General features: G+C 65.0%; 19 protein-coding genes. 6 read left to right on the plus strand and 13 right to left on the minus strand.

The genetic code is table 11. The features are described 5' to 3' along the window. From N511_RS0100040 to N511_RS0100085, 10 genes are all read right to left on the minus strand, one after another. Window positions 1–727 (minus strand): porin (locus N511_RS0100040; RefSeq protein WP_155954009.1); only part of this gene is annotated, 727 nt, incomplete at its 3' end. Window positions 728–775: 48 nt separating this feature from the next. After that, the gene (locus N511_RS0100045) at window positions 776–1,120 is read right to left on the minus strand and encodes an L-rhamnose mutarotase (protein WP_027677431.1); all 345 of its coding nucleotides are present in this window, start codon (window positions 1,118–1,120) and stop codon (window positions 776–778) included. 7 nt (window positions 1,121–1,127) lie between these two features. Next, window positions 1,128–1,904 (minus strand): SDR family oxidoreductase, encoded by a 777-nt coding sequence (locus N511_RS25330; RefSeq protein WP_027677432.1) that lies wholly within the window; start codon window positions 1,902–1,904, stop codon window positions 1,128–1,130. A 3-nt stretch (window positions 1,905–1,907) separates the two neighbouring features. Next, window positions 1,908–2,804: an amidohydrolase family protein gene (locus tag N511_RS25335; protein ID WP_027677433.1), complete on the minus strand. Its 897-nt coding sequence runs from the start codon at window positions 2,802–2,804 to the stop codon at window positions 1,908–1,910. A gap of 4 nt (window positions 2,805–2,808) precedes the next feature. Beyond that, a complete protein-coding gene (locus tag N511_RS0100060; RefSeq protein ID WP_027677434.1) occupies window positions 2,809–4,086 on the minus strand; it encodes an L-fuconate dehydratase in 1,278 nt (425 codons plus the stop codon). Window positions 4,087–4,120: 34 nt separating this feature from the next. Then, the gene (locus N511_RS0100065; protein ID WP_027677435.1) at window positions 4,121–4,981 is read right to left on the minus strand and encodes an ureidoglycolate lyase; all 861 of its coding nucleotides are present in this window, start codon (window positions 4,979–4,981) and stop codon (window positions 4,121–4,123) included. Window positions 4,982–5,021: 40 nt separating this feature from the next. Beyond that, entirely contained in the window at window positions 5,022–5,771 is a 750-nt protein-coding gene (locus tag N511_RS0100070) for an SDR family oxidoreductase (protein WP_027677436.1), read from the minus strand. A gap of 141 nt (window positions 5,772–5,912) precedes the next feature. Then, window positions 5,913–6,860 carry an ABC transporter substrate-binding protein gene (locus N511_RS0100075; protein WP_027677437.1) on the minus strand — a complete coding sequence of 316 codons (948 nt, stop codon included), beginning with the start codon at window positions 6,858–6,860 and terminating at the stop codon, window positions 5,913–5,915. Window positions 6,861–6,895: 35 nt separating this feature from the next. Further along, on the minus strand, window positions 6,896–7,927 hold the full coding sequence (locus N511_RS0100080; RefSeq protein ID WP_027677438.1) for an ABC transporter permease: 1,032 nt from the start codon (window positions 7,925–7,927) through the stop codon (window positions 6,896–6,898). Continuing rightward, window positions 7,920–9,425 carry a sugar ABC transporter ATP-binding protein gene (locus N511_RS0100085; RefSeq protein ID WP_376717913.1) on the minus strand — a complete coding sequence of 502 codons (1,506 nt, stop codon included), beginning with the start codon at window positions 9,423–9,425 and terminating at the stop codon, window positions 7,920–7,922. Before N511_RS0100085 ends, N511_RS0100080 begins: the two co-directional genes overlap by 8 nt. A 297-nt stretch (window positions 9,426–9,722) precedes the next feature. On the opposite strand from N511_RS0100085, the gene N511_RS0100090 reads away from it, so the two are divergent. The 4 genes from N511_RS0100090 (at window position 9,723) to N511_RS0100105 (ending at window position 14,509) form a co-directional block, all read left to right on the plus strand. Then, window positions 9,723–10,430 carry a FadR/GntR family transcriptional regulator gene (locus N511_RS0100090; RefSeq protein WP_027677440.1) on the plus strand — a complete coding sequence of 236 codons (708 nt, stop codon included), beginning with the start codon at window positions 9,723–9,725 and terminating at the stop codon, window positions 10,428–10,430. A gap of 413 nt (window positions 10,431–10,843) precedes the next feature. Further along, window positions 10,844–11,851 carry a zinc-binding alcohol dehydrogenase family protein gene (locus tag N511_RS0100095; protein WP_027677441.1) on the plus strand — a complete coding sequence of 336 codons (1,008 nt, stop codon included), beginning with the start codon at window positions 10,844–10,846 and terminating at the stop codon, window positions 11,849–11,851. 4 nt (window positions 11,852–11,855) lie between these two features. Continuing rightward, window positions 11,856–12,983, plus strand: a complete 1,128-nt coding sequence (locus tag N511_RS0100100; RefSeq protein WP_027677442.1) for a D-mannonate oxidoreductase — start codon at window positions 11,856–11,858, stop codon at window positions 12,981–12,983. A gap of 14 nt (window positions 12,984–12,997) precedes the next feature. Continuing rightward, window positions 12,998–14,509, plus strand: a complete 1,512-nt coding sequence (locus tag N511_RS0100105; RefSeq protein ID WP_037026156.1) for a UxaA family hydrolase — start codon at window positions 12,998–13,000, stop codon at window positions 14,507–14,509. Window positions 14,510–14,528: 19 nt separating this feature from the next. Here the strand turns inward: N511_RS0100105 and N511_RS0100110 are convergent, their stop codons facing one another. Together N511_RS0100110 and N511_RS0100115 are read right to left on the minus strand one after the other, a co-directional pair. Next, window positions 14,529–15,302, minus strand: a complete 774-nt coding sequence (locus N511_RS0100110) for a DUF2182 domain-containing protein (protein WP_027677444.1) — start codon at window positions 15,300–15,302, stop codon at window positions 14,529–14,531. Continuing rightward, complete coding sequence (locus tag N511_RS0100115) at window positions 15,277–16,047, minus strand: DUF899 domain-containing protein (RefSeq protein ID WP_027677445.1); 771 nt, start codon at window positions 16,045–16,047, stop codon at window positions 15,277–15,279. Before N511_RS0100115 ends, N511_RS0100110 begins: the two co-directional genes overlap by 26 nt. Window positions 16,048–16,134: 87 nt before the next feature. Here N511_RS0100115 and N511_RS0100120 point away from each other — a divergent pair, with 87 nt between their 5' ends. Next, window positions 16,135–17,355, plus strand: coding sequence for a hypothetical protein (locus N511_RS0100120; RefSeq protein WP_027677446.1), 1,221 nt, complete (start codon window positions 16,135–16,137; stop codon window positions 17,353–17,355). Between the two features lie 36 nt (window positions 17,356–17,391). Then, complete coding sequence (locus N511_RS0100125) at window positions 17,392–18,036, plus strand: Vgb family protein (RefSeq protein WP_027677447.1); 645 nt, start codon at window positions 17,392–17,394, stop codon at window positions 18,034–18,036. Window positions 18,037–18,112: 76 nt separating this feature from the next. On the opposite strand, the gene N511_RS0100130 is transcribed toward N511_RS0100125, so the two are convergent. Continuing rightward, window positions 18,113–18,316 (minus strand): cold-shock protein, encoded by a 204-nt coding sequence (locus tag N511_RS0100130; RefSeq protein ID WP_027677448.1) that lies wholly within the window; start codon window positions 18,314–18,316, stop codon window positions 18,113–18,115. Window positions 18,317–18,378: the final 62 nt, after the last annotated feature.

Here is an 18,378-nt window from a genome sequence, read left to right on the forward strand (position 1 = left end):
CCGCAAACAGTTTCGCCTTGCCGATCGTGTACGTGCCGCCGAAGGTCGCTTCCTTCGAGAAGTTGAAGATGTCGCTGAACTTGCCGTTGCCGTCGCGGATCACGTCGTAGATCGCGCGCACTTCCAGCGGGCCGGCCGTGTAGACGGCAGATACGCCATCGCGGCGGCTGTTCGTGAACGAACCCGGTTGTTCGCCCAGGCCCGTCTGCAGGCCGATCTGGAAGCCGCCCCAGGTCGGGCTTTGATATTCGACGATGTTGTTCGCGCCCGGCCAGTTGCGCCCGCGCACCAGCGTCGCCGAGCCGATGAACTGCTGGCCGGTCGGGTCGAGGAACCAGACGTCGTTGCTGATGAAGAGGTTCTTGCCGGCCGTCAACGTGCCCCAGGTCGGGCTGGACAGGCCGACGTACGAACGGCGGTTGAAGAGCGCATCGCCGTTGGTTTTGCCCTGGGCTGCACCGAAGCCGGATTCAAGCCGGAACACTGCCTGCAGGCCACCGCCGAGATCCTCCTTGCCCATGAACCCGAACATGCTGGTCCCCCACTGGTTGTCGGCGGCGCGCCAGAGGCTGCCGCCCGGCGAGGTCGCGGTGGGGGCGACGTTGTTCTGGTAGTCGATGCCGCTGGCAACGCGGCCGTACAGCGTGACGTTGGTTTGTGCATGCGCGGCCCCGGCGGCCGCGCACAGGATTGCCGCGCACAGCGGCAAGGTTGCTCGTTTTTTCATTGTCATCTCTCCTCTCTGGTGTCATGCCGGCCACGGCCGGAATTGCTTCTACTGCGGTTGCTGTTGCAAATCGAAGATCCGGCGCATCGGTGTCCACTTCTGCCCGGCGGGCGTCCACGGCGTCGGTGCCTGGAACTGCCACATCAGCGCTTCCCATTCGCGGATCTTCGGGTCCGTTTCGGTGGCAAGCGCCATGCGGTCGGCATCGTAGATCGCGTCGTCGGCCTCCATCAGCATCACCATGCGGGTGCCCAGGCGATAGATCTCCATGCCGGTCACGCCGTGCTTGCGCAGGTGCTGAGCGACTTCCGGCCAGATGCGTTGATGGTGGGCTTCGTACGTGGCGATGAGCGCCGCGTCGTCTTTCAGATCCAGAGCAAGGCAGTAGCGCATGGCAGCCTCATGTCAGGGCACGGTCGAGGTGCGTGTAGCCACCGTCGACAAACACCCACTGCCCCGTCGTGTGCGAGGCCTGCGCAGAGAGCAGGAAGACCGTGGTGCTCGCAATCTCGTCGGCGGTGGTCATGCGCTGGCCGAGCGGAATCTTCGATGTAATCGCCGCGAGCTTGGCATCGGGGTTGTCGAACGTGGCGATCCAGCGTTCATACAGCGGCGTCAGCACCTCGGCCGGAATGACCGCGTTGACACGCACGCCGTCCGGCGCCAGCGACGCCGCCCATTCCCGTGTCAGCGACAGCTGCGCACCTTTTGCGGCGGTGTACCCGCTCGTATTGCCCTGCCCCGTCAGCGCCGTTTTCGACGAGATATTGACGATGGCCCCTCGGCTCGCTTTCAGGTGCGGCACGCACAGATGTGCCATCACGTAGTAATGGATCAGGTTCTTTTCGAGCGACCGCACGAAGGCGTCGCGGCCGGCGTCCAGGCCCACGCTGTCGTTGATGCCGGCGTTATTGACCAGCCCATCGATATGCCCGAACGCGCGCACGGTTTCGTCCACCATGCCGCGGCAATCGACTTCATCCTCCAGATCGAACTGGAAGAAGCGTGCCTTCGGCTGCCGACGCATCAGTTCGGACTCGAATGCTGGCGTCATCGGGCTCTTGCCACAGACGACGGGAATGGCGCCCTCGGCCGCCAGTTGCAGCGAGATGGCCGCACCAATGCCCGCTGCGCCGCCCGTGACGATGATGACTTTGTCTTGCAGATGCAAATCCATGGTTCAAGCCTTGAGTTGCAGGTTGTAGCAGCGGGTGGCGTTGCCGCCCCAGAGGTCGGCGCGTTCGGCGGCGGTGAGCCGCTCTTCGGCCCAGACGTGCAGCACGTCGACCACCGTGCCGTACGACGCCGCCAATTGGCAGACGGGCCAATCCGAACCGAACATCACGCGGCTCGGGCCGAACACGTCGAGAGCCACGTCCAGGCACTGGCGTGCGTGCTGCACGTCGCGCGCCGTCACGCCCGTTCGCCAGTCGGCTTCGGTCAGCAAGCCGGAAAGCTTGCAGGCGACGTGCGGCATGTCCTTGAGCGGCGCAAGCGCGGCCCGCCAACGCGCCAGCGCTTGTGCGTCACGCTCGAACGCTTCCAACGACGGCTTGCCGAGGTGGTCCAACACCAGCCAGTGGTGATCGTTCCGACCGCAGAACTCCACGGCGGGCGCGAGTTGATGACCGAACACCAGCACGTCGTACGTGTAGCCCCAGAGCTGCAGCAGTGCGACGCCGTGCTCGAATGCGGGGTCTGACAAGAACGCCGCGACGTCCGGTTCGTCTTGCACGGTGTGCCGGAAGCCGACCAGCTTGTGCTCACCGCTCCTTGCCTCAAGGCGGGCCTCAAGATCCGTGGCATGCAGGTCTTCCCAGCCCACCACGCCGACAATCCAGTCGTGCGCATCAGCAAGGTCGAGCAGGAAATCCGTCTCCTCTCGCACACCGCGCGCCTGCACGGCAATCGCAGCGTCGAGGCGTTGCGCGCGCAGCTCCGGCAGCAGGTCGGCAGGCAGGCGGTCTTCGGCCAGGGCTTCCATGCCGGGGCCGATCCACGAATACGCCTCGGGGCGATAGCGCCAGAAATGCTGGTGCGCGTCTATTCGCGGCACGGGCAGCGCAGGGTCCGTCATCGCATCAACCCCGGAAGCGGTATTGCTCAAGCGATGCCGGCTTCATCGTGATGGAGAAACCGGGAGCCTGCGGCGGCAGATAGGCGGCATTACGCACCACGCACGGATCGACAAAGTGCTCGTGCAGATGGTCGACGTACTCGACCACGCGGCCTTCGCGCGTGCCCGATACGCAGATGTAGTCGATCATCGACAGATGCTGCACGTACTCGCACAGGCCCACGCCGCCAGCGTGCGGGCACACCGGCAGGCCGTACTTGGCGGCCAGCAGCAGCACGGCCAGGATTTCATTCACGCCGCCCAGCCGGCATGCATCGATCTGCACAACGTCAATCGCGCCGCGCATGATGAACTGCTTGAAGAGGATGCGGTTCTGGCACATCTCGCCGGTAGCGACCTTGACGGGGGTGACGGCTTCGCGAATCTTGCGATGGCCTTCCACGTCGTCCGGGCTGGTCGGCTCTTCAATGAACCACGGCTTGGCGAAACCGAGTTCGCGCACCCAGTCGATGGCCTCCTTGACCTCCCAGACCTGGTTGGCGTCGATCATCAATTCGCGGTCCGGCCCGAGCACTTCACGGGCGATAGAGACGCGGCGAATGTCGTCCTTCAGATCGCGCCCGACCTTGAGCTTGATATGGCGGAAGCCGCTGTCGACGGCCTCGCGGCAGAGGCGGCGCAGCTTGTCGTCGTCATAGCCGAGCCAGCCGGCCGACGTGGTGTAGCACGGGTAGCCTTCCTGCTCCAGCGTGCGGATGCGCGCGGCCTTGCTGGGTGCCTGCTTGCGCAGCAGCTCCAGCGCTTCTTCGGGCGTGATGCCGTCGGTGATGTAGCGGAAGTCGATGCAGCGCACGAACTCTTCGGGCGTGAGATCGGCCACCAGGCGCCACAGCGGCTTGCCTTCCGCCTTGGCCCACAGGTCCCACGCCGCATTGACGACCGCGCCCGTCGCCAGATGAATGGCGCCCTTGTCCGGACCAATCCAGCGCAGCTGGCTGTCGGATGTGACATGGCGCCAGAAGCGGCCCATGTCTTCACGAATCCAGTCGAGGTCGAGCCCTTCCACCAGATGACGCATCGCCGCGATGGCGGCGCAGCACACCTCGTTGCCGCGACCGATCGTGAAGGTTAGGCCGTGGCCTTCCAGGCCCGGCTGGTCAGTCTCCAGGATCACGTAGGCCGCGGAGTAATCCGGGTCCGGATTCATCGCGTCAGAGCCGTCGAGATGCTGCGAGGTCGGGAAGCGCACGTCCAGCACGCGCAGGGATCGGATGATGGTCATGAGTATCGTGTTCGGGATTGCGAATCGCGTGCCGTCAGGCTTTTGCGTCCACCGTGCGCTGGCGTTGCTCACCCAGGCCTTCGATGCCCAGGCGCATGGTCTGGCCCGCGCGCAGATAAACCGGCGGTTTCTGCCCCAGCCCCACGCCCGGCGGCGTGCCGGTGGAAATCACATCGCCCGGCTGCAGGCTCATGAAGCGGCTCAGATAGCTGACGAGATGCGCCACGCCAAACACCATCGTCGACGTCGATCCGTTCTGATAGCGATGCCCGTCCACCTCCAGCCACAGATGCAGCGCCTGCGGGTTGGGCACCTCGTCCGCGGTGACGAGCCACGGGCCGATGGGGCCGAAGGTGTCGCAGCCCTTGCCCTTGTCCCACGTGCCGCCGCGCTCGAGCTGGTATTCGCGCTCCGACACGTCGTTGATGACGCAGTAGCCCGCCACGTGCGCGAGCGCATCGGCCTCGCTGATGTACCGGCCGCCCTTGCCGATCACCACGCCAAGCTCGACCTCCCAATCGGTCTTCACCGAGCCGCGCGGGATTTCAACGTCGTCGTTCGGGCCGCAGATGGCGCTGGTCCATTTGCCGAAGACGACCGGCTCGGCCGGCACTTCGGCACCGGTTTCGGCGGCGTGGTCGGAATAGTTCAGTCCGATGCAGATGAACTTGCCGACGTTGCCCACGCAGGCACCCAGCCGCAGGCCGGCTTGCGGCGTGCCATCGACGATGGGCAAGCGGCTGATGTCGAGCGTGCGCAGTCGAGCGAGGCTCTCGGGCAGCAGCGCCGCGCCCGCAATGTCGTCAATCACGCCCGACAGGTCGCGCACTTGCCCTTGCGCATCGAGCAGGCCGGGCTTTTCCTGGCCCTTGGGGCCGTAGCGGAGGAGTTTCATCGTGTTGTCGTTATCAGCTACTGCAATCAATCAAGCCAAATCAGTTCGACCAGCCGCCGTCGATCACGCAGCAGGTGCCGGTCGTGAAGCGGGACTCATCCGAAGCGAGGTAGGTCGCCAGCGCGGCAATCTCGTCTGCCGTGCCAACACGGCCCATGGGCTGGCGTGCAACGAAGGCTGCGCGGACGATGTCGGTCGACACGTTCTGCTCGCGCGCCTGCGCGGCAATGCGCTGTTCGAGCGACGGAGACTCCACCGTGCCCGGACAGATGGCGTTGCAACGGATGCCGCGCGCCACAAAATCGGCGGCAATCGCCTTGGTCATGCCAATGACGGCGGCCTTGGTGGTGCCATACACGAAGCGATTCGGCACGCCCTTCACGCTGGACGCGGCGGAGGCCATGTTGATGATCGAGGCGCCGCCGTTGTCGAGCATCTTCGGCAGCAGCGCACGTGTAAGCCGGTACATCGACGTCACGTTGAGCTGCCACGAGAACGCCCAGTCGTCTTCCGAACATTCGAGGATGCTGCCGGGGTGCACGAAGCCCGCGCAGTTGAACAGCGCATCGAAGGCGGCTTCTTCGCGTGCCAGGACGGCGACGGCGTTGGCGTCTGTCACGTCCAGGCGCAGGGTGCGCACGCCGGCGGTCTCTGCCAGCGTAGCCAGGGCTTCTGCGTTGATATCGGTGGCGAGCACCTGCGCGCCCTCTCTTGCAAACATCATCGCGCTGGCCCGGCCAATACCCTGCCCGGCCGCCGTCACGAGGATGCGTTTTCCTTGGAGTCTCATTGCGTCTGCGTTCCGGCGCGGGCCACGTTGGTGTTGGCCCGTTCCGGCAATGGAGTGAAAAGCACTGCGCCGCTCAGGAAAGGGATGCAGCCGGCATGGCGGTGAACGACACGCCGCCATGCCCCTTGTTGCGATGCCTCGTCAGTACAGGACGTTCTTGGCTTCAGGCGAATCCAGGTTCTGCTTGTTGACCATCATCACGCCGGTGTCGACCTGCTTCTGTACGGGCTTCTTCTCGATCACGCTGACCACCGTCTCGATGCCCTTGTAGCCCATCTGGTACGAGCTTTGGACAGCGATGGCGCGGATCGTGCCGTCGCGCACGAAGCCCTGCAGATCCTGGTTGCCGTCAAAGCCGATGGCCGCCACCTTGCCGCTCTTGCCGGACTGCTGCAGCGCGCGGCCCATCCCGACGGCCGTCGGCTCGTTCGCACCGAAGATGCCCTTCAAATCCGGATTGGCGGCCAGCACGTCCGTCGTCTGGTTCAGTGCCGTCGCCATTTGCGATTGCGAATAGAACGGCCCGACGATCTGCAGCTTCGAATGCGTCTCGATGTATTTCCTGAAGCCGCCCACGCGGCCGATTTCAGAGCCAGCGCCCGGCACGTACGACATGATGGCGATCTTGCCGGTCTGGCCGACGGCATCGATCATGGCCTTCGCGCACAGCTCACCGGCCTTCGTGTTGTCCGTCGACAGGAACGACTGGTAATACTGCTTGCCGGAATCCGACACCATCGAGTCGATCAGCACCACGGGGATGTGCGCTTCCCACGCTTTCTTCATCGCCGGCACCAGCGCATCCGGATCTGACGGCGCCAGCACGATGCCTGCCACATGCCGGTTGACGGCGTTCTCAACCATGTTCACTTCGTCGGCAATGGCCGATTCGGCAGCGGGCCCCTGGAACGTCATCGTGTAGCCCTTCGCGTTGCCCATGGCGGCCGTCGCGCCTTTCTGAACGTTCTGCCAGTAGTTGGAATTTGCCGATTTCACGATCACGGCAATTTCACCGCCTGCCGCCTGCGCATAAGCAGAGAACAGTGCGCACGTTGCTGCAACCACCGCCAGCACGGAAAACTTCTTCATGTCTCACTCCTTGGTTTTGGTTTGAACTTCTCGAGTCACAACTTGCGGTTTCTGAGCTGATCGATCCAGACGGTGCCGAGGATGACCACGCCGATGATGATCTGCTGGATAAAACTCGATACGCCGTTCATGTTGAGCCCGTTGCGCAACACGCCGATCACGAACGCGCCGATGGCCGTGCCCGAGACCGTTCCGACACCGCCCATCAGCGACGTCCCGCCGATCACGGCGCTGGCAATCGCATCCAGCTCGTACATCACGCCTTCGTTCGGCTGCGCCGTCACGAGGCGAGACATCAGCACGCAGCCCGTCATCCCGGCCAGCAAGCCCGACAGCACATACGTGAACAGCTTCACGCCCTGCACGTTCACGCCGGACAGGCGCGCCGCCTCGGCATTCGAGCCGACTGCGTAGATGTGGCGACCGAGCGAAGTCCGTGACAGCAGCACCGACACGGCGACGAACAGCGCCAGCATGATCACCACCGGGTAAGGAATGCCGGGGAAGACCGTGTCCGGAAAGCCGTCTGCGCCGATGTGCGAGATGCGGAACAGTGCGCCGTTGCCGAGTTCGCCAAAGGCGTCGCCCAGGCCCGAGACCGGACGGGCGCCGGTGATCTGCAGGGCCAGGCCGCGCGCGACCAGCATCATGCCGAGCGTGGCGATGAACGGCGGCAGGCCCATCCGCGTGATGCAGATACCGTTGACCCATCCGCACACGGCGCCGACCGCCACGCCGGCCAGCATGGCCAGCGGCACCGGCACGCCCATCTTCACGAGCAATGCCGCCACGACGCCCGAGAGCGCGAGCACCGAACCCACCGAGAGGTCGATGCCTCCGGTGATGATCACGCACGTGGCGGCCACACCCAGGTAGGCAATCGACGTGACCTGCAGTGCGACGGTCATGAAATTGCCGACCGAAAAGAACGCCGCGCTGGTGGCGGAAAACGCAATCACGAGCGCCACAAGGCTGCCGAGCGCTGCGAACTTCTGGATCAAGTCGCGGTGGTGTTGCTTGCGCTGCGTCTTCACGGGCTGCGGCTGATCTGATGTCATTTCAAGCATGGGTTCGTCCTGATGCGTAATGCAGAATTTCTTCCTGGTTGGTCTTCCGTGTGTCCAGGACTGCGGTGATGCGGCCTTCATGAAAGACGGCAATTCGATCGGTCATGCCCAGCAGTTCCGGCAACTCCGAACTGATCAGCACGACACCGACACCGTCCGCGGCAAGTTGGTCCATCAATCCATAGATCGCGTACTTGGCGCCTACATCGATGCCCCGCGTCGGTTCATCGAAAAACAGGATGCGCGAACCGCGATACAGCCACTTGCCGATCACGATCTTCTGTTGATTGCCGCCCGAGAGATTGCGCACGGTCTGCCCGACCGACGGCGTGCGGATGTTCAGTTCGCGCACGTAGCGTTGCGCCACGGCGGTCTCTTCGGAAAAGCGCAGGAAGCCGTGCGAGGAAATCGCCCGCACATTGGCCAGGGTGATGTTGACGGCCACCGGCATCGAGAGCGCCAGCCCGTCCTTCTTTCTGTCTTCCGACAGATAGGCAATGCCTTGCCGGATCGCCTCGCGCGGCGAACGGATCGTGACCGGCTGATCGCCCATATGGCCCAGCATGATGGACCCTGAATCGAGCCGCTCCGCACCGAAAATGGCACGCGCCACCTCCGTGCGGCCCGCGCCCATCAGGCCGGCAAAACCAAGAATCTCGCCCTTGCGCAGCTCGAACGACACCGGGCCGAAGACGCCTGCGCGGCTCAGTGCATTGACGCGCAGCAAGACCTCGTCAGTCGGCACCGATGTGCGCGCGGGAAACACATCGTCGAGCGAACGGCCGACCATCCGCGCGACGATCTCGTTGACGCTGGTAGAAGCGAAATCGCTCGTGGCGATGTGGCGGCCGTCACGCAGCACCGTCACGCGATCGACGATCTCGGCCATCTCATCCAGCCGGTGCGAGATGTACAGAATCGCCACGCCGTCGGCGCGCAGCTCCTTGATGATGCGAAACAGCTGGACGGTTTCGGATTCCGTGAGCGAAGACGTCGGCTCATCCATGATCAGCACGCGCGCGTTGAGCGAGAGCGCCTTGGCGATCTCCACCATCTGTTGCTGCGCGATCGACAACGCGCCGACCAGCGTGGTCGGCTCGACGGCCAGACCAATCCGCTGCAGATAGCTGCGTGCGTTCGTGTTGAGCTTGCGGTAATCGATGAAGGGGCCGCGCTTGGGCTCGCGCGCCAGGAAGATGTTCTCCGCCACCGACAGATGCGGCACGAGATTCAGTTCCTGATGGATGATTGCAATGCCGGCCGCCTGCGCCTCGGAAGTCGAGGTGAAGCGCACTGCCTCGCCGCGGTAAGTGATGGCACCATCGTCCGCCGTGTATTGGCCGCTGATGATCTTCATCAAGGTCGACTTGCCGGCGCCGTTTTCGCCGCAGACGGCATGGACTTCGCCCACGCGCAGATCCAGATCCACGCCATCCAGCGCAACGACGCCGGGAAAGCGCTTGCCGATGCGCTGCAAACGCAGAATCTCTTGCGGCATCGACGCTCTGGAGCTGCTTACGTGCGCGGGCACGGCGTCAGCACTGCTCATCGTGGTCTCCGTTGTGTTGCGCGGCTCCGATCTTCCGCTCACGACACTGGTAAGTCCAGTTTGGAACGTTTCGATCGCACCATGCATTTTTTGGTCAAGCCAATATCACTTATAACGTACCTGCCTGACCACTAGTGCAAACCCTGAACTGCTGCCGACACCAGTGTAGACAACGGCTCGCGGTGCGCATGCTAGACTCGAAACACACCCGAACGCAGTCACGTCAGCGCCCAAAACCACACCACAATGAAGCAGACAGAGCCAAAGCGGCTTTACCAATCCGTAGCCGCGCAGATTCTCGCGCTGATCCAGCAAGAAAAGCTCGGCCCCGGCACACGCCTGCCGCCCGAACGCGAACTCGCGCAAACGCTGGGCGTGTCGCGACCGTCGCTGCGCGAGGCGCTGATCGCGCTGGAGATCGGCGGCCAGGTGGAAATCCGCATGGGTTCCGGCGTCTACGTGCAAGACGCAAGCGCGGTCAGCGAAAGCGCGGCCATTCCGTCGCTGGGCGAAAGCCCGTCTGAATTGATGCAGGCCCGGGCCGTGCTCGAAGGCGATGTCATCACGCTTGCCACTGGGCGGCTGACAGCCGCCACGCTCGACAAGCTCCAGCGCACCATCGACCGCATGAAGAAACTCGCGTCGAGCGGAAAGTCGCCCACCGATGCCGACCGGCAGTTCCACATGTTGATTGCCGAGACGGCCGGCAATTCGGTCCTGAGCCGCTTCGTGGCGGAGCTGTTCGACAGCCGCCATGACCCGCTCGCCATGGCCATCCGCGACCACGCGGAAGGCGAATCCAGCTGGCATGCGGCCGTGCATGAGCACGAAGAGATTCTCAAGGCGCTGCAGGCCGGCGACCCCATCGCGGCGCAAACCGCCATGCGGGCGCACTTGCGGGCGTCGGAAGAACGCTGGATCGCAGGCGCCATTCAGCAAGACGCCCCGCAGTAAGCCTCCCTGCCTCATGGGCGGCCCGCCTGTGGCTGCGCCACCCTGCTTGGGCGCACCTACGCCACTCCACCCGCCTCTCAAATCGGTCTGACCAAATATCTGATCGCCCTGCCTTACCCCCTTGAAAACAAGGGATTTCCGGCATCAGGGTTTCCCCCCTCCAGGAATTTCACGCGAGATGTTAAATTGGCCTGACCAATAGGTGAGGCCTGTTTGGCATGACCAGTTGTGGGAGCCGCGCACCATTTCCCTCAACTTGGCGCAGTACGCGCACGCAATCGCCCCTCACCTCATCCCACCCAAGGAGACCGGAAGGTGACCTATCGTTTGCCATTGCCACGCGCCCATACACGACCTATTCGATGCCTCCGCCGGGCGGAGACTGGCGGCGCGCCCTCGACGGGAGCCGCATCATGCTGACCGTCGTTTGCGAAACGCCGGGCACGCTGCGCGCACTGGACCGGCCCGTCCCGAGCCCCGCCGACGGCGAAGTGCTGCTGCGCGTCAAACGCGTGGGCGTGTGCGGCACCGACCTGCACATCTTCACCGGCAATCAGCCTTACCTGAACTACCCGCGCGTGATGGGGCATGAGCTGTCGGGCATCGTCGAACAGGCGCCGGCCGGCAGCGCCCTGAGCAAGGGCGACGTGGTCTACGTGATGCCGTACCTGTCCTGCGGCCACTGCGTTGCATGCCGCCAGGGCCGGACAAACTGCTGCGTCAATATCCAGGTGCTGGGCGTGCATCGCGACGGGGCCTTCACGGAATACCTGAGCGTGCCGCAAGCCTTCGTGCACAAGGCAGACGGCGTCAGCCTCGATCAGGCCGCGATGGTGGAATTTCTGGCCATTGGCGCGCACGCCGTGCGTCGGGCGCAGGTGCGCGCCGGGCAGCGCGTGCTCGTAGTCGGCGCCGGCCCGATCGGCATGGCCGCCATGATCTTCGCCAAGCTGCGCGGCGCGACGGTCACGGCGCTGGATTCGCGCGCGGATCGCCTCGCCTTTGCGACGGAGCAACTCGGCGTGGATGCCAGCGTTGCGCTGGGCGATACCGACGAAGCGCAACTCGCCGCGCTTACAGACAACGAGTTCTATGACGTCGTGTTCGACGCCACGGGCAATCCGAAGGCCATGGAGCGCGGCCTGCGCTTTGTGGCGCATGCCGGCACGTATGTGTTGATCTCGGTGGTGGCGGCCAACCTCTCGTTCTCCGATCCGGAATTCCACAAACGCGAGACCACGCTGCTCGCCAGTCGCAACGCCACCACGGAAGACTTCGAGACCGTGCTCGACGCCATGCGCGCGGGCAAGATTCCCGCCGCGCTCAATACGCACCGCATGGCGCTGGCGGATGTGCCCGAGCACTTCAAGACGCTGCTCGATCCCGCCGCCGGCGTGGTGAAAGCCATCGTGGAGTGCTGAGCGCATGACGGCGCCGATCCTCCAGTTCGGCACGAGCCGCTTCCTGCAGGCGCACGTCGACTTGTTCGTGTCGGAAGCGCTCGACGCGGGACAAGCGCTGGGCGGCATCACGGTCGTACAGACGACCGCCAACCCGGCCAGTGCCGCGCGTGTGGCGGCGCTTGCCGGCGGCGCGGGTTACCCGGTGCGCATTCGCGGCTTGCGAGACGGCACACCCGTTGACAAGACTGTCACCTGCCGCGCCGTGCAGCGCGCCCTGCAGGCCGACGCCGATTGGGAGCAACTGCGCGACCTCATGGCAACAGACGTGCAGGTCGTCGTGTCCAACACCGCCGACCAGGGCTACCAGCTTGACCCGCGCGACGATGCCCGCTTGATACAGCAGCCATCGCGCGTGCCGCGCAGCTTCCCCGCGAAACTCGTGGCGCTGCTGCTCGGCCGCTGGTTGCGACAGCCGCACGCGCCGCTGTCGCTGTTTCCGTGCGAGCTGATCGAGCGCAATGGCGACACGCTCTGCGCAACGGTCTGCGCGCTGGCACGGCAATGGGCACTGCCCACCGCATTCGTCGATTGGCTGCCCACGCATTGCGTGTGGGCCAACTCGCTCGTAGACCGCATCGTCTCCGAGGCATTGCACCCCGTGGGCGCCGTGGCTGAACCGTACGCCCTGTGGGCCATCGAGCGCCGCCCGGGGCTGGTGCTGCCCTGCACGCACCCGGCCATCGTCCTGACGGATGAACTCGATCATCACGAGCGCCTCAAGCTCTTTCTGCTCAACGCGGGCCACACCTTTCTGGCCGAGCGTTGGCGCGAAGATGCGCACCCCGCCGACATGACCGTCGCGCAGGCCATGGAAGACGCGCGCCTGCGGCCGGAGCTGGAAGCCCTGTGGCACGACGAGATCGTTCCCGTATTCACAGCCCTGGGCAAGCGCGATGCCGCCGAGGCTTATCTCGTCTTGCTACGCGAACGACTGTTGAACCCCTACCTTGCCCATCGCCTGGCCGACATCGCGCAGAACCACGCGCAGAAGAAGCAGCGGCGCCTGGCACCCATCGTCGCGCTCGCGCGGCAGCTGGGCTTGCACCTCGCCCAGCCGCGCCTGAACGCCGCGCTGGCCAATCCGAATTGAACCTGCAAAGCACCATGTCCGACGCACCCCTCATCCTTCTTGCCCCTGACGACGACGTGGCCGTCGCGCGTGTGGCGCTCGCGCCCGGCGCAGCGCTCAACGCTGCATTGACCACCCGCGATGCCATTCCCGCCGGTCACAAGGTCGCATTGCGCGACATCGCCGTGGGCCAGCCGGTGCACAAATATGGGCAGGTCATCGGCGTGGCGACGGCGCCCATCCGTGCGGGTGAGCACGTGCACGTCCACAACATCGGCATGGCGCACGCGTCTGCCCAGCATGCTGTTGGCCACGCGTACCGCGCCACCGTCCCCGTCGACACGCCCGCCACGTTCGAGGGCTACGTGCGGGCGGATGGCCGCGTCGGCACGCGCAATTTCATTGGCGTCATCTCCAGCGTGAATTGCTCGGCCACCGTGTGCCGGCATATCGTGCAAGCGGCCCAGGCAGAGGCGGCCGCATTTCCCAATGTGGATGGCGTGGTCGCCATCACGCACGGCAGCGGCTGCGGCATGGCCGGCAACGGCGAAGGCCTGGAACTGCTGCAGCGCACGCTGCGCGGCTACGCCGATCACCCAAACTTTGCCGGCGTGCTGATCGTTGGTCTCGGTTGCGAAGTCAACCAGGTCGCCCCGCTCGTGCAGATGCTTGGGGCGCGCACACCGGGCCTGTTTGCCTCGCTGACGATCCAAGAGGAAGGCGGCACGCGTGAAGCCATTGCGGCCGGCCTGTCCATGCTGCGCGACATGCTGCCGATCGCGAACCAGGCACAACGCAGCACAGTCCCCGTAAGTCACCTCACGGTGGGCCTGCAATGCGGCGGGTCCGACGGCTACTCCGGCATCAGCGCCAACCCTGCGCTGGGCGCCGCGGTGGATTTGCTTGTGCGGCATGGCGGCACCGCGGTGCTGTCCGAAACACCCGAGATCTATGGTGCGGAACATTTGTTGACCGCACGCGCTGCCACACCTGCCGTGGCCGATGCGCTGATGAACCGGCTGGCCTGGTGGGAGCAGTACACCCGCACGCTGGGCGCCGACATGAACAACAACCCTTCGCCCGGCAACAAGGCCGGCGGCGTCACGACCATCCTGGAAAAATCCCTCGGCGCGGTCGCCAAGGGCGGCAGCAGCGGGCTGATGGCCGTGTATGAATACGCGCAGCCGGTGCAGACGCACGGCCTCGTCTTCATGGACACGCCGGGCTACGACCCCGTGTCTGCCACGGGCCAGGTCGCAGGCGGGGCCAACCTGATCTGCTTCACAACGGGCCGCGGGTCCACCTATGGCTGCAAGCCGGTCCCCTCCTTGAAGCTTGCGACCAACAGCACGCTCTATCGGCACATGGAACTCGACATGGACTACGACTGCGGCGGTATCGTCGATGGCCACCTCAGCATCGCGCAAGCCGGCGAGGCGCTGTTCCAGCTGATGTTGGCCGCTGCCTCCGGCACGCGCACCAAGAGCGAACTCAATGGCCTGGGCGACAACGAGTTCGTCCCGTGGCAGCTTGGCGCGGTGATGTAAGGCGTGTACTCGGCACACCTCAGGGCAACACGGCGCGCAGCATCAACAGCAAACCTGCCCCGATGGCGACGGCGCCAACGCAGCGAGCCATACGCTGTCCCGCAGGTGCCAGGCGCTCCAGCGTAATCGCCGCTGACACAGCCGCCATTGCGCGCAGATCCATCACGCCGGTCACCAGCAGGATTGCCGTCAGGCCCGCGCATGACCCGGCGCAGCGCAGGCCAAGGCGCAAGCCAAATCGCCATGCAGCGCGCCCGGGCGCTGGCACTGCGCGGCACCGTGCAAGCTGGCGCGCCTTCCATGCGCTGAACTGCAGAGCGCCCGCCGCAAGAACGACTGCACCGCTCGCAACCGGCGCCACGCGTGCCAGCACGGGCCATGTCATCTCGAGCTGGGCTAATGCCGCACCCAGCGCAAGGACCATGACGCCGATCAGCGCCCACACCGCAAAGTACGCCACGCCTGCCAACGCCGTCAGCGCATCGACGTTCTGCTCGCCTGCCAGGTGAAGCGCCACGCGATACTGCCGCAGCATCGGCAGCAATGACGGCAGCATCATCGCCGCCATCATCACCGTCCACATGGCAACAAACGCGGCGGCAAAGCTCCACCATGTCTGACCGCACATCGGCATCCAGGCTATCGGCATCTCGCTCATGGCCGGCATGGCGTTGCACCATGCCACCGTCGCTGCCGTGCTGGCGATGAACAGCAATGCCGAGACGGCCAGAAAGCCGCGCTCGGACAATGCATGCTCGCGCGGCAGCTCAACGCTGCTGAGCGTATTCGTCATGGCGACGCCACCAGACACCGGTTTCGTTGCGGCCCAGCGGCGCGCGGTCCAGCCACTGGTATGCGCCCCACAAGCCGTCGAGCCCGCGCGCGTAGGTGGAATACGTGTGATACACGACGCCATCTTCAAGCACAAACGCGCTCATGCCGGGCCGGTCGCGCACGTAGGTGGGCGCATCGGTGCCGCACATGCTGGCGAACTGCTGCACGGGTTCGGGCAAGTCGGATGCATCCATCACGTGGCTGCCGCGCACGTAGTTGTAGTCGGCGCTGCCGGCGCGCTGCTGGTCTTCCGTGATCGAGACGTTGAAGTCGTAGTTGAAATCGCTCCCCACCGACGACGCCCACGGGAAGCTCCAGCCCATCCGCTCCCGGTACTCCAGCAACTTGGCCAACGGCCCGCGCGACACCGCCATCAACGTGACGTCGTGGTTCGCCAGATGCGTGACGAAGCCATCGAAGCCGTCGGCAATCATCGAGCACGATGGGCAGCCCGCTTTGTAGTCCGGCCCGAACATGAAGTGGTAGACCAGCAGTTGCGAACGTCCGCCAAACAGATCGGCCAGCGAGGCGCTGCCATTCTCGGTTTCAAAGCGATAGCTTTTGTCGACGCGGACCCACGGCAGTGCCTGCCGGCGGCGCGCGAGTTCGTCGCTGCGCCGCGTGAGTTCCTTCTCGGCCTTGAGCAGTTCAATGCGCTCTGCCAGCCAGGTTGCGCGGGTTGCTGTCGGGTGTGTTGCACTCATGCTTGCCTCCGTTTTTGGGTGAATGGTCGTGTGCTAGATTAGGCGCCGACCTCAAACGGCGGGAGTGACAAGTGTGGCGGGATTCGAATGGATTCATTGATCACGGCTGCAGCCCGCGCACTCGCCGCCGGTGACCCATTCGGAGCGCTGAACCGCGTCGCCTTGCGTGACGACGCGCCAGCACTCGCACTGCGCGGCATCGCCATGGCCCAGCTCGGTGACCTGGCACGCGCCAAGCTCCTGCTGCGCCGCGCCGCCCGCGCATTCGGCGCACGCGAGGCCGTGGCACGCGCACGCTGCATCGTCGCGGAAGCCGAAGTCGCCCTCGCCTCGCGCGATCTGGGCTGGCCCGCCAAAACCCTGGACACCGCATGCGCCACGCTCGAGGCGCACGGCGACCACGTCAACGCTGCACACGCGCGGTATCTCAGCATCCGTCGCCTGCTGCTGATCGGCCGGCTGGACGACGCCGAAGCCGCGCTCGCCGCGCTAAGCCCGGCGCGTCTCCCTCCGGTCCTGCGGGCGGCACATGCGCTCGTCGTCGCGGGCATTGCCATCCGACGTTTGCAGACCGGCGCCGCACGCGCAGCCTTGAACGACGCCGATATCGCGGCGCGTCAGGCCGGCATCCCGACGCTCACGGCCGAAGTGGAACGTGCCGCCCAGGCCTTGAGCGCACCGGCTGCGCGGCTCATCTCGCGCGGCGAAGAACGTGTCCTGCGTCTTGATGATGTCGAAGCCCTGTTTGCGTCGGACGCGCTCGTGGTGGACGCATGCCGGCTCGCCATTCGGCAGACCGATGCCGTCGTCCCCCTTGCCACGCGGCCTGTGCTCTTCACGCTGGCGCGGGCATTGGCCGAAGCGTGGCCGGAAGACGTGCCCCGAGACGCCCTCATCGCGCGCGCATTCCGCAGCCGGCATCCCGACGACTCGCATCGCGTGCGCCTGCGCGTGGAGATCGGTCGTTTGCGCACGGCACTTGGTGCGTTGGGCACGGTCAAGGCGACCAAGCAAGGATTCGCGCTGCAACCCGATGCTGCGCAAGACGTGGTCGTGCTCGCACAGCCGGTCGACGAGCAATACGCCGCCGTGCTGGCGTGCCTCGCCGATGGGGAATCGTGGTCCAGCTCTGCATTGGCATTGGCGCTCGGGGCCAGCCAGCGCACGGTACAGCGCGCGCTCGACGCATTGGCCGCCGCCGGCAAGGTGCAGTTCTTCGGACGCGGGCGCTCGCGCCGCTGGGTGACGCCGCCGGTACCCGGATTCGCGACCACCTTGTTACTCCCTGCGCCCCTGCCAAGTGACTAGGATGAAGACTCCACAGCCGAATCCAGCGAGCCCCACATGAAACGATCCACCGCCGAAGTCGTGCGCGAATACGGCCCCTTCCCCGGCGCTGAAAACGGAGGCGGCGTGACCTACGACGGTCAGCACGTCTGGTTTGCTGCCGGCGGCCAGTTGAAGGAACTCGACCCCGACAGCGGCAAGGCACTGCGCTCGATCGATGTGCCCGCCCATGCCGGCACTGCGTTCGACGGACGGCACCTGTTCCAGATTGCCGAAGACCGCATCCAGAAGATCGACCCGCAAACCGGCACCGTGCTCGCCACGATTCCAGCGCCCGGTGCGGGCGGAGACTCAGGCCTCGCCTGGGCCGAAGGCACGCTGTGGGTCGGTCATTACCGCGAGCGGAAGATCCGCCAGATCGATCCGGACACCGGCAAGGTGCTACGCACCATCGAATCCAACCGCTTCGTGACCGGCGTCACCTGGGTCGACGGAGAACTCTGGCACGCGACGTGGGAAGGCGATACGAGCGAGCTGCGCCACATCGATCCGCAAACCGGTGAAGTGCTGGAGCAGCTTGATATGCCGGCCGGCATTACTGTGTCGGGGCTGGAATCAAACGGTGCCGATCAGTTCTTTTGCGGCGGCGGCACCACGGGGAAGATTCGCGCGGTACGGCGGCCCCCCAAGCAGGCGGCATAGGCGGGCCGTGGCGCGTGCGTTTAGCCGAAAAAAAACCCCGCGATGCGGGGTTTTTTCTTGGCAGATGAACGACCGATCAGATCGCTTCGATCTTCGTGGCAGCCGGGCCCTTCTGGCCAACGCCTGCAACGTAGCGAACCTTCTGGCCCTCTTGGAGGGACTTGAACCCGCTGCCCTGAACTTCAGAGAAGTGAGCGAAGAGATCGTTGCCGCCTGCGTCCGGGGTGATGAAGCCGAAGCCCTTGGAGTCGTTGAACCACTTTACTGTGCCGGTTTCCATGTTGGATATCCTAAAAAGTTCTGCATGAGCCTGTGCTCACCAGGCACGACAATCAAGGAAGA

This window comes from Ralstonia sp. UNC404CL21Col (assembly GCF_000620465.1).
Taxonomy (GTDB): Bacteria; Pseudomonadota; Gammaproteobacteria; order Burkholderiales; family Burkholderiaceae; genus Ralstonia; species Ralstonia flatus.

Coding starts and splice junctions, on each gene's coding strand:
- N511_RS0100110 (WP_027677444.1), bottom strand. CDS start 15,302: ATGACGAATACGCTCAGCAGCGTTGAGCTGCCGCGCGAGCATGCATTG.
- N511_RS25335 (WP_027677433.1), bottom strand. CDS start 2,804: ATGACGGACCCTGCGCTGCCCGTGCCGCGAATAGACGCGCACCAGCAT.
- N511_RS0100125 (WP_027677447.1), top strand. CDS start 17,392: ATGAAACGATCCACCGCCGAAGTCGTGCGCGAATACGGCCCCTTCCCC.
- N511_RS0100100 (WP_027677442.1), top strand. CDS start 11,856: ATGACGGCGCCGATCCTCCAGTTCGGCACGAGCCGCTTCCTGCAGGCG.
- N511_RS0100090 (WP_027677440.1), top strand. CDS start 9,723: ATGAAGCAGACAGAGCCAAAGCGGCTTTACCAATCCGTAGCCGCGCAG.
- N511_RS0100075 (WP_027677437.1), bottom strand. CDS start 6,860: ATGAAGAAGTTTTCCGTGCTGGCGGTGGTTGCAGCAACGTGCGCACTG.
- N511_RS25330 (WP_027677432.1), bottom strand. CDS start 1,904: ATGGATTTGCATCTGCAAGACAAAGTCATCATCGTCACGGGCGGCGCA.
- N511_RS0100065 (WP_027677435.1), bottom strand. CDS start 4,981: ATGAAACTCCTCCGCTACGGCCCCAAGGGCCAGGAAAAGCCCGGCCTG.
- N511_RS0100115 (WP_027677445.1), bottom strand. CDS start 16,047: ATGAGTGCAACACACCCGACAGCAACCCGCGCAACCTGGCTGGCAGAG.
- N511_RS0100130 (WP_027677448.1), bottom strand. CDS start 18,316: ATGGAAACCGGCACAGTAAAGTGGTTCAACGACTCCAAGGGCTTCGGC.
- N511_RS0100080 (WP_027677438.1), bottom strand. CDS start 7,927: ATGCTTGAAATGACATCAGATCAGCCGCAGCCCGTGAAGACGCAGCGC.
- N511_RS0100070 (WP_027677436.1), bottom strand. CDS start 5,771: ATGAGACTCCAAGGAAAACGCATCCTCGTGACGGCGGCCGGGCAGGGT.
- N511_RS0100085 (WP_376717913.1), bottom strand. CDS start 9,425: ATGCCGCAAGAGATTCTGCGTTTGCAGCGCATCGGCAAGCGCTTTCCC.
- N511_RS0100095 (WP_027677441.1), top strand. CDS start 10,844: ATGCTGACCGTCGTTTGCGAAACGCCGGGCACGCTGCGCGCACTGGAC.
- N511_RS0100105 (WP_037026156.1), top strand. CDS start 12,998: ATGTCCGACGCACCCCTCATCCTTCTTGCCCCTGACGACGACGTGGCC.
- N511_RS0100120 (WP_027677446.1), top strand. CDS start 16,135: ATGGATTCATTGATCACGGCTGCAGCCCGCGCACTCGCCGCCGGTGAC.
- N511_RS0100060 (WP_027677434.1), bottom strand. CDS start 4,086: ATGACCATCATCCGATCCCTGCGCGTGCTGGACGTGCGCTTCCCGACC.
- N511_RS0100045 (WP_027677431.1), bottom strand. CDS start 1,120: ATGCGCTACTGCCTTGCTCTGGATCTGAAAGACGACGCGGCGCTCATC.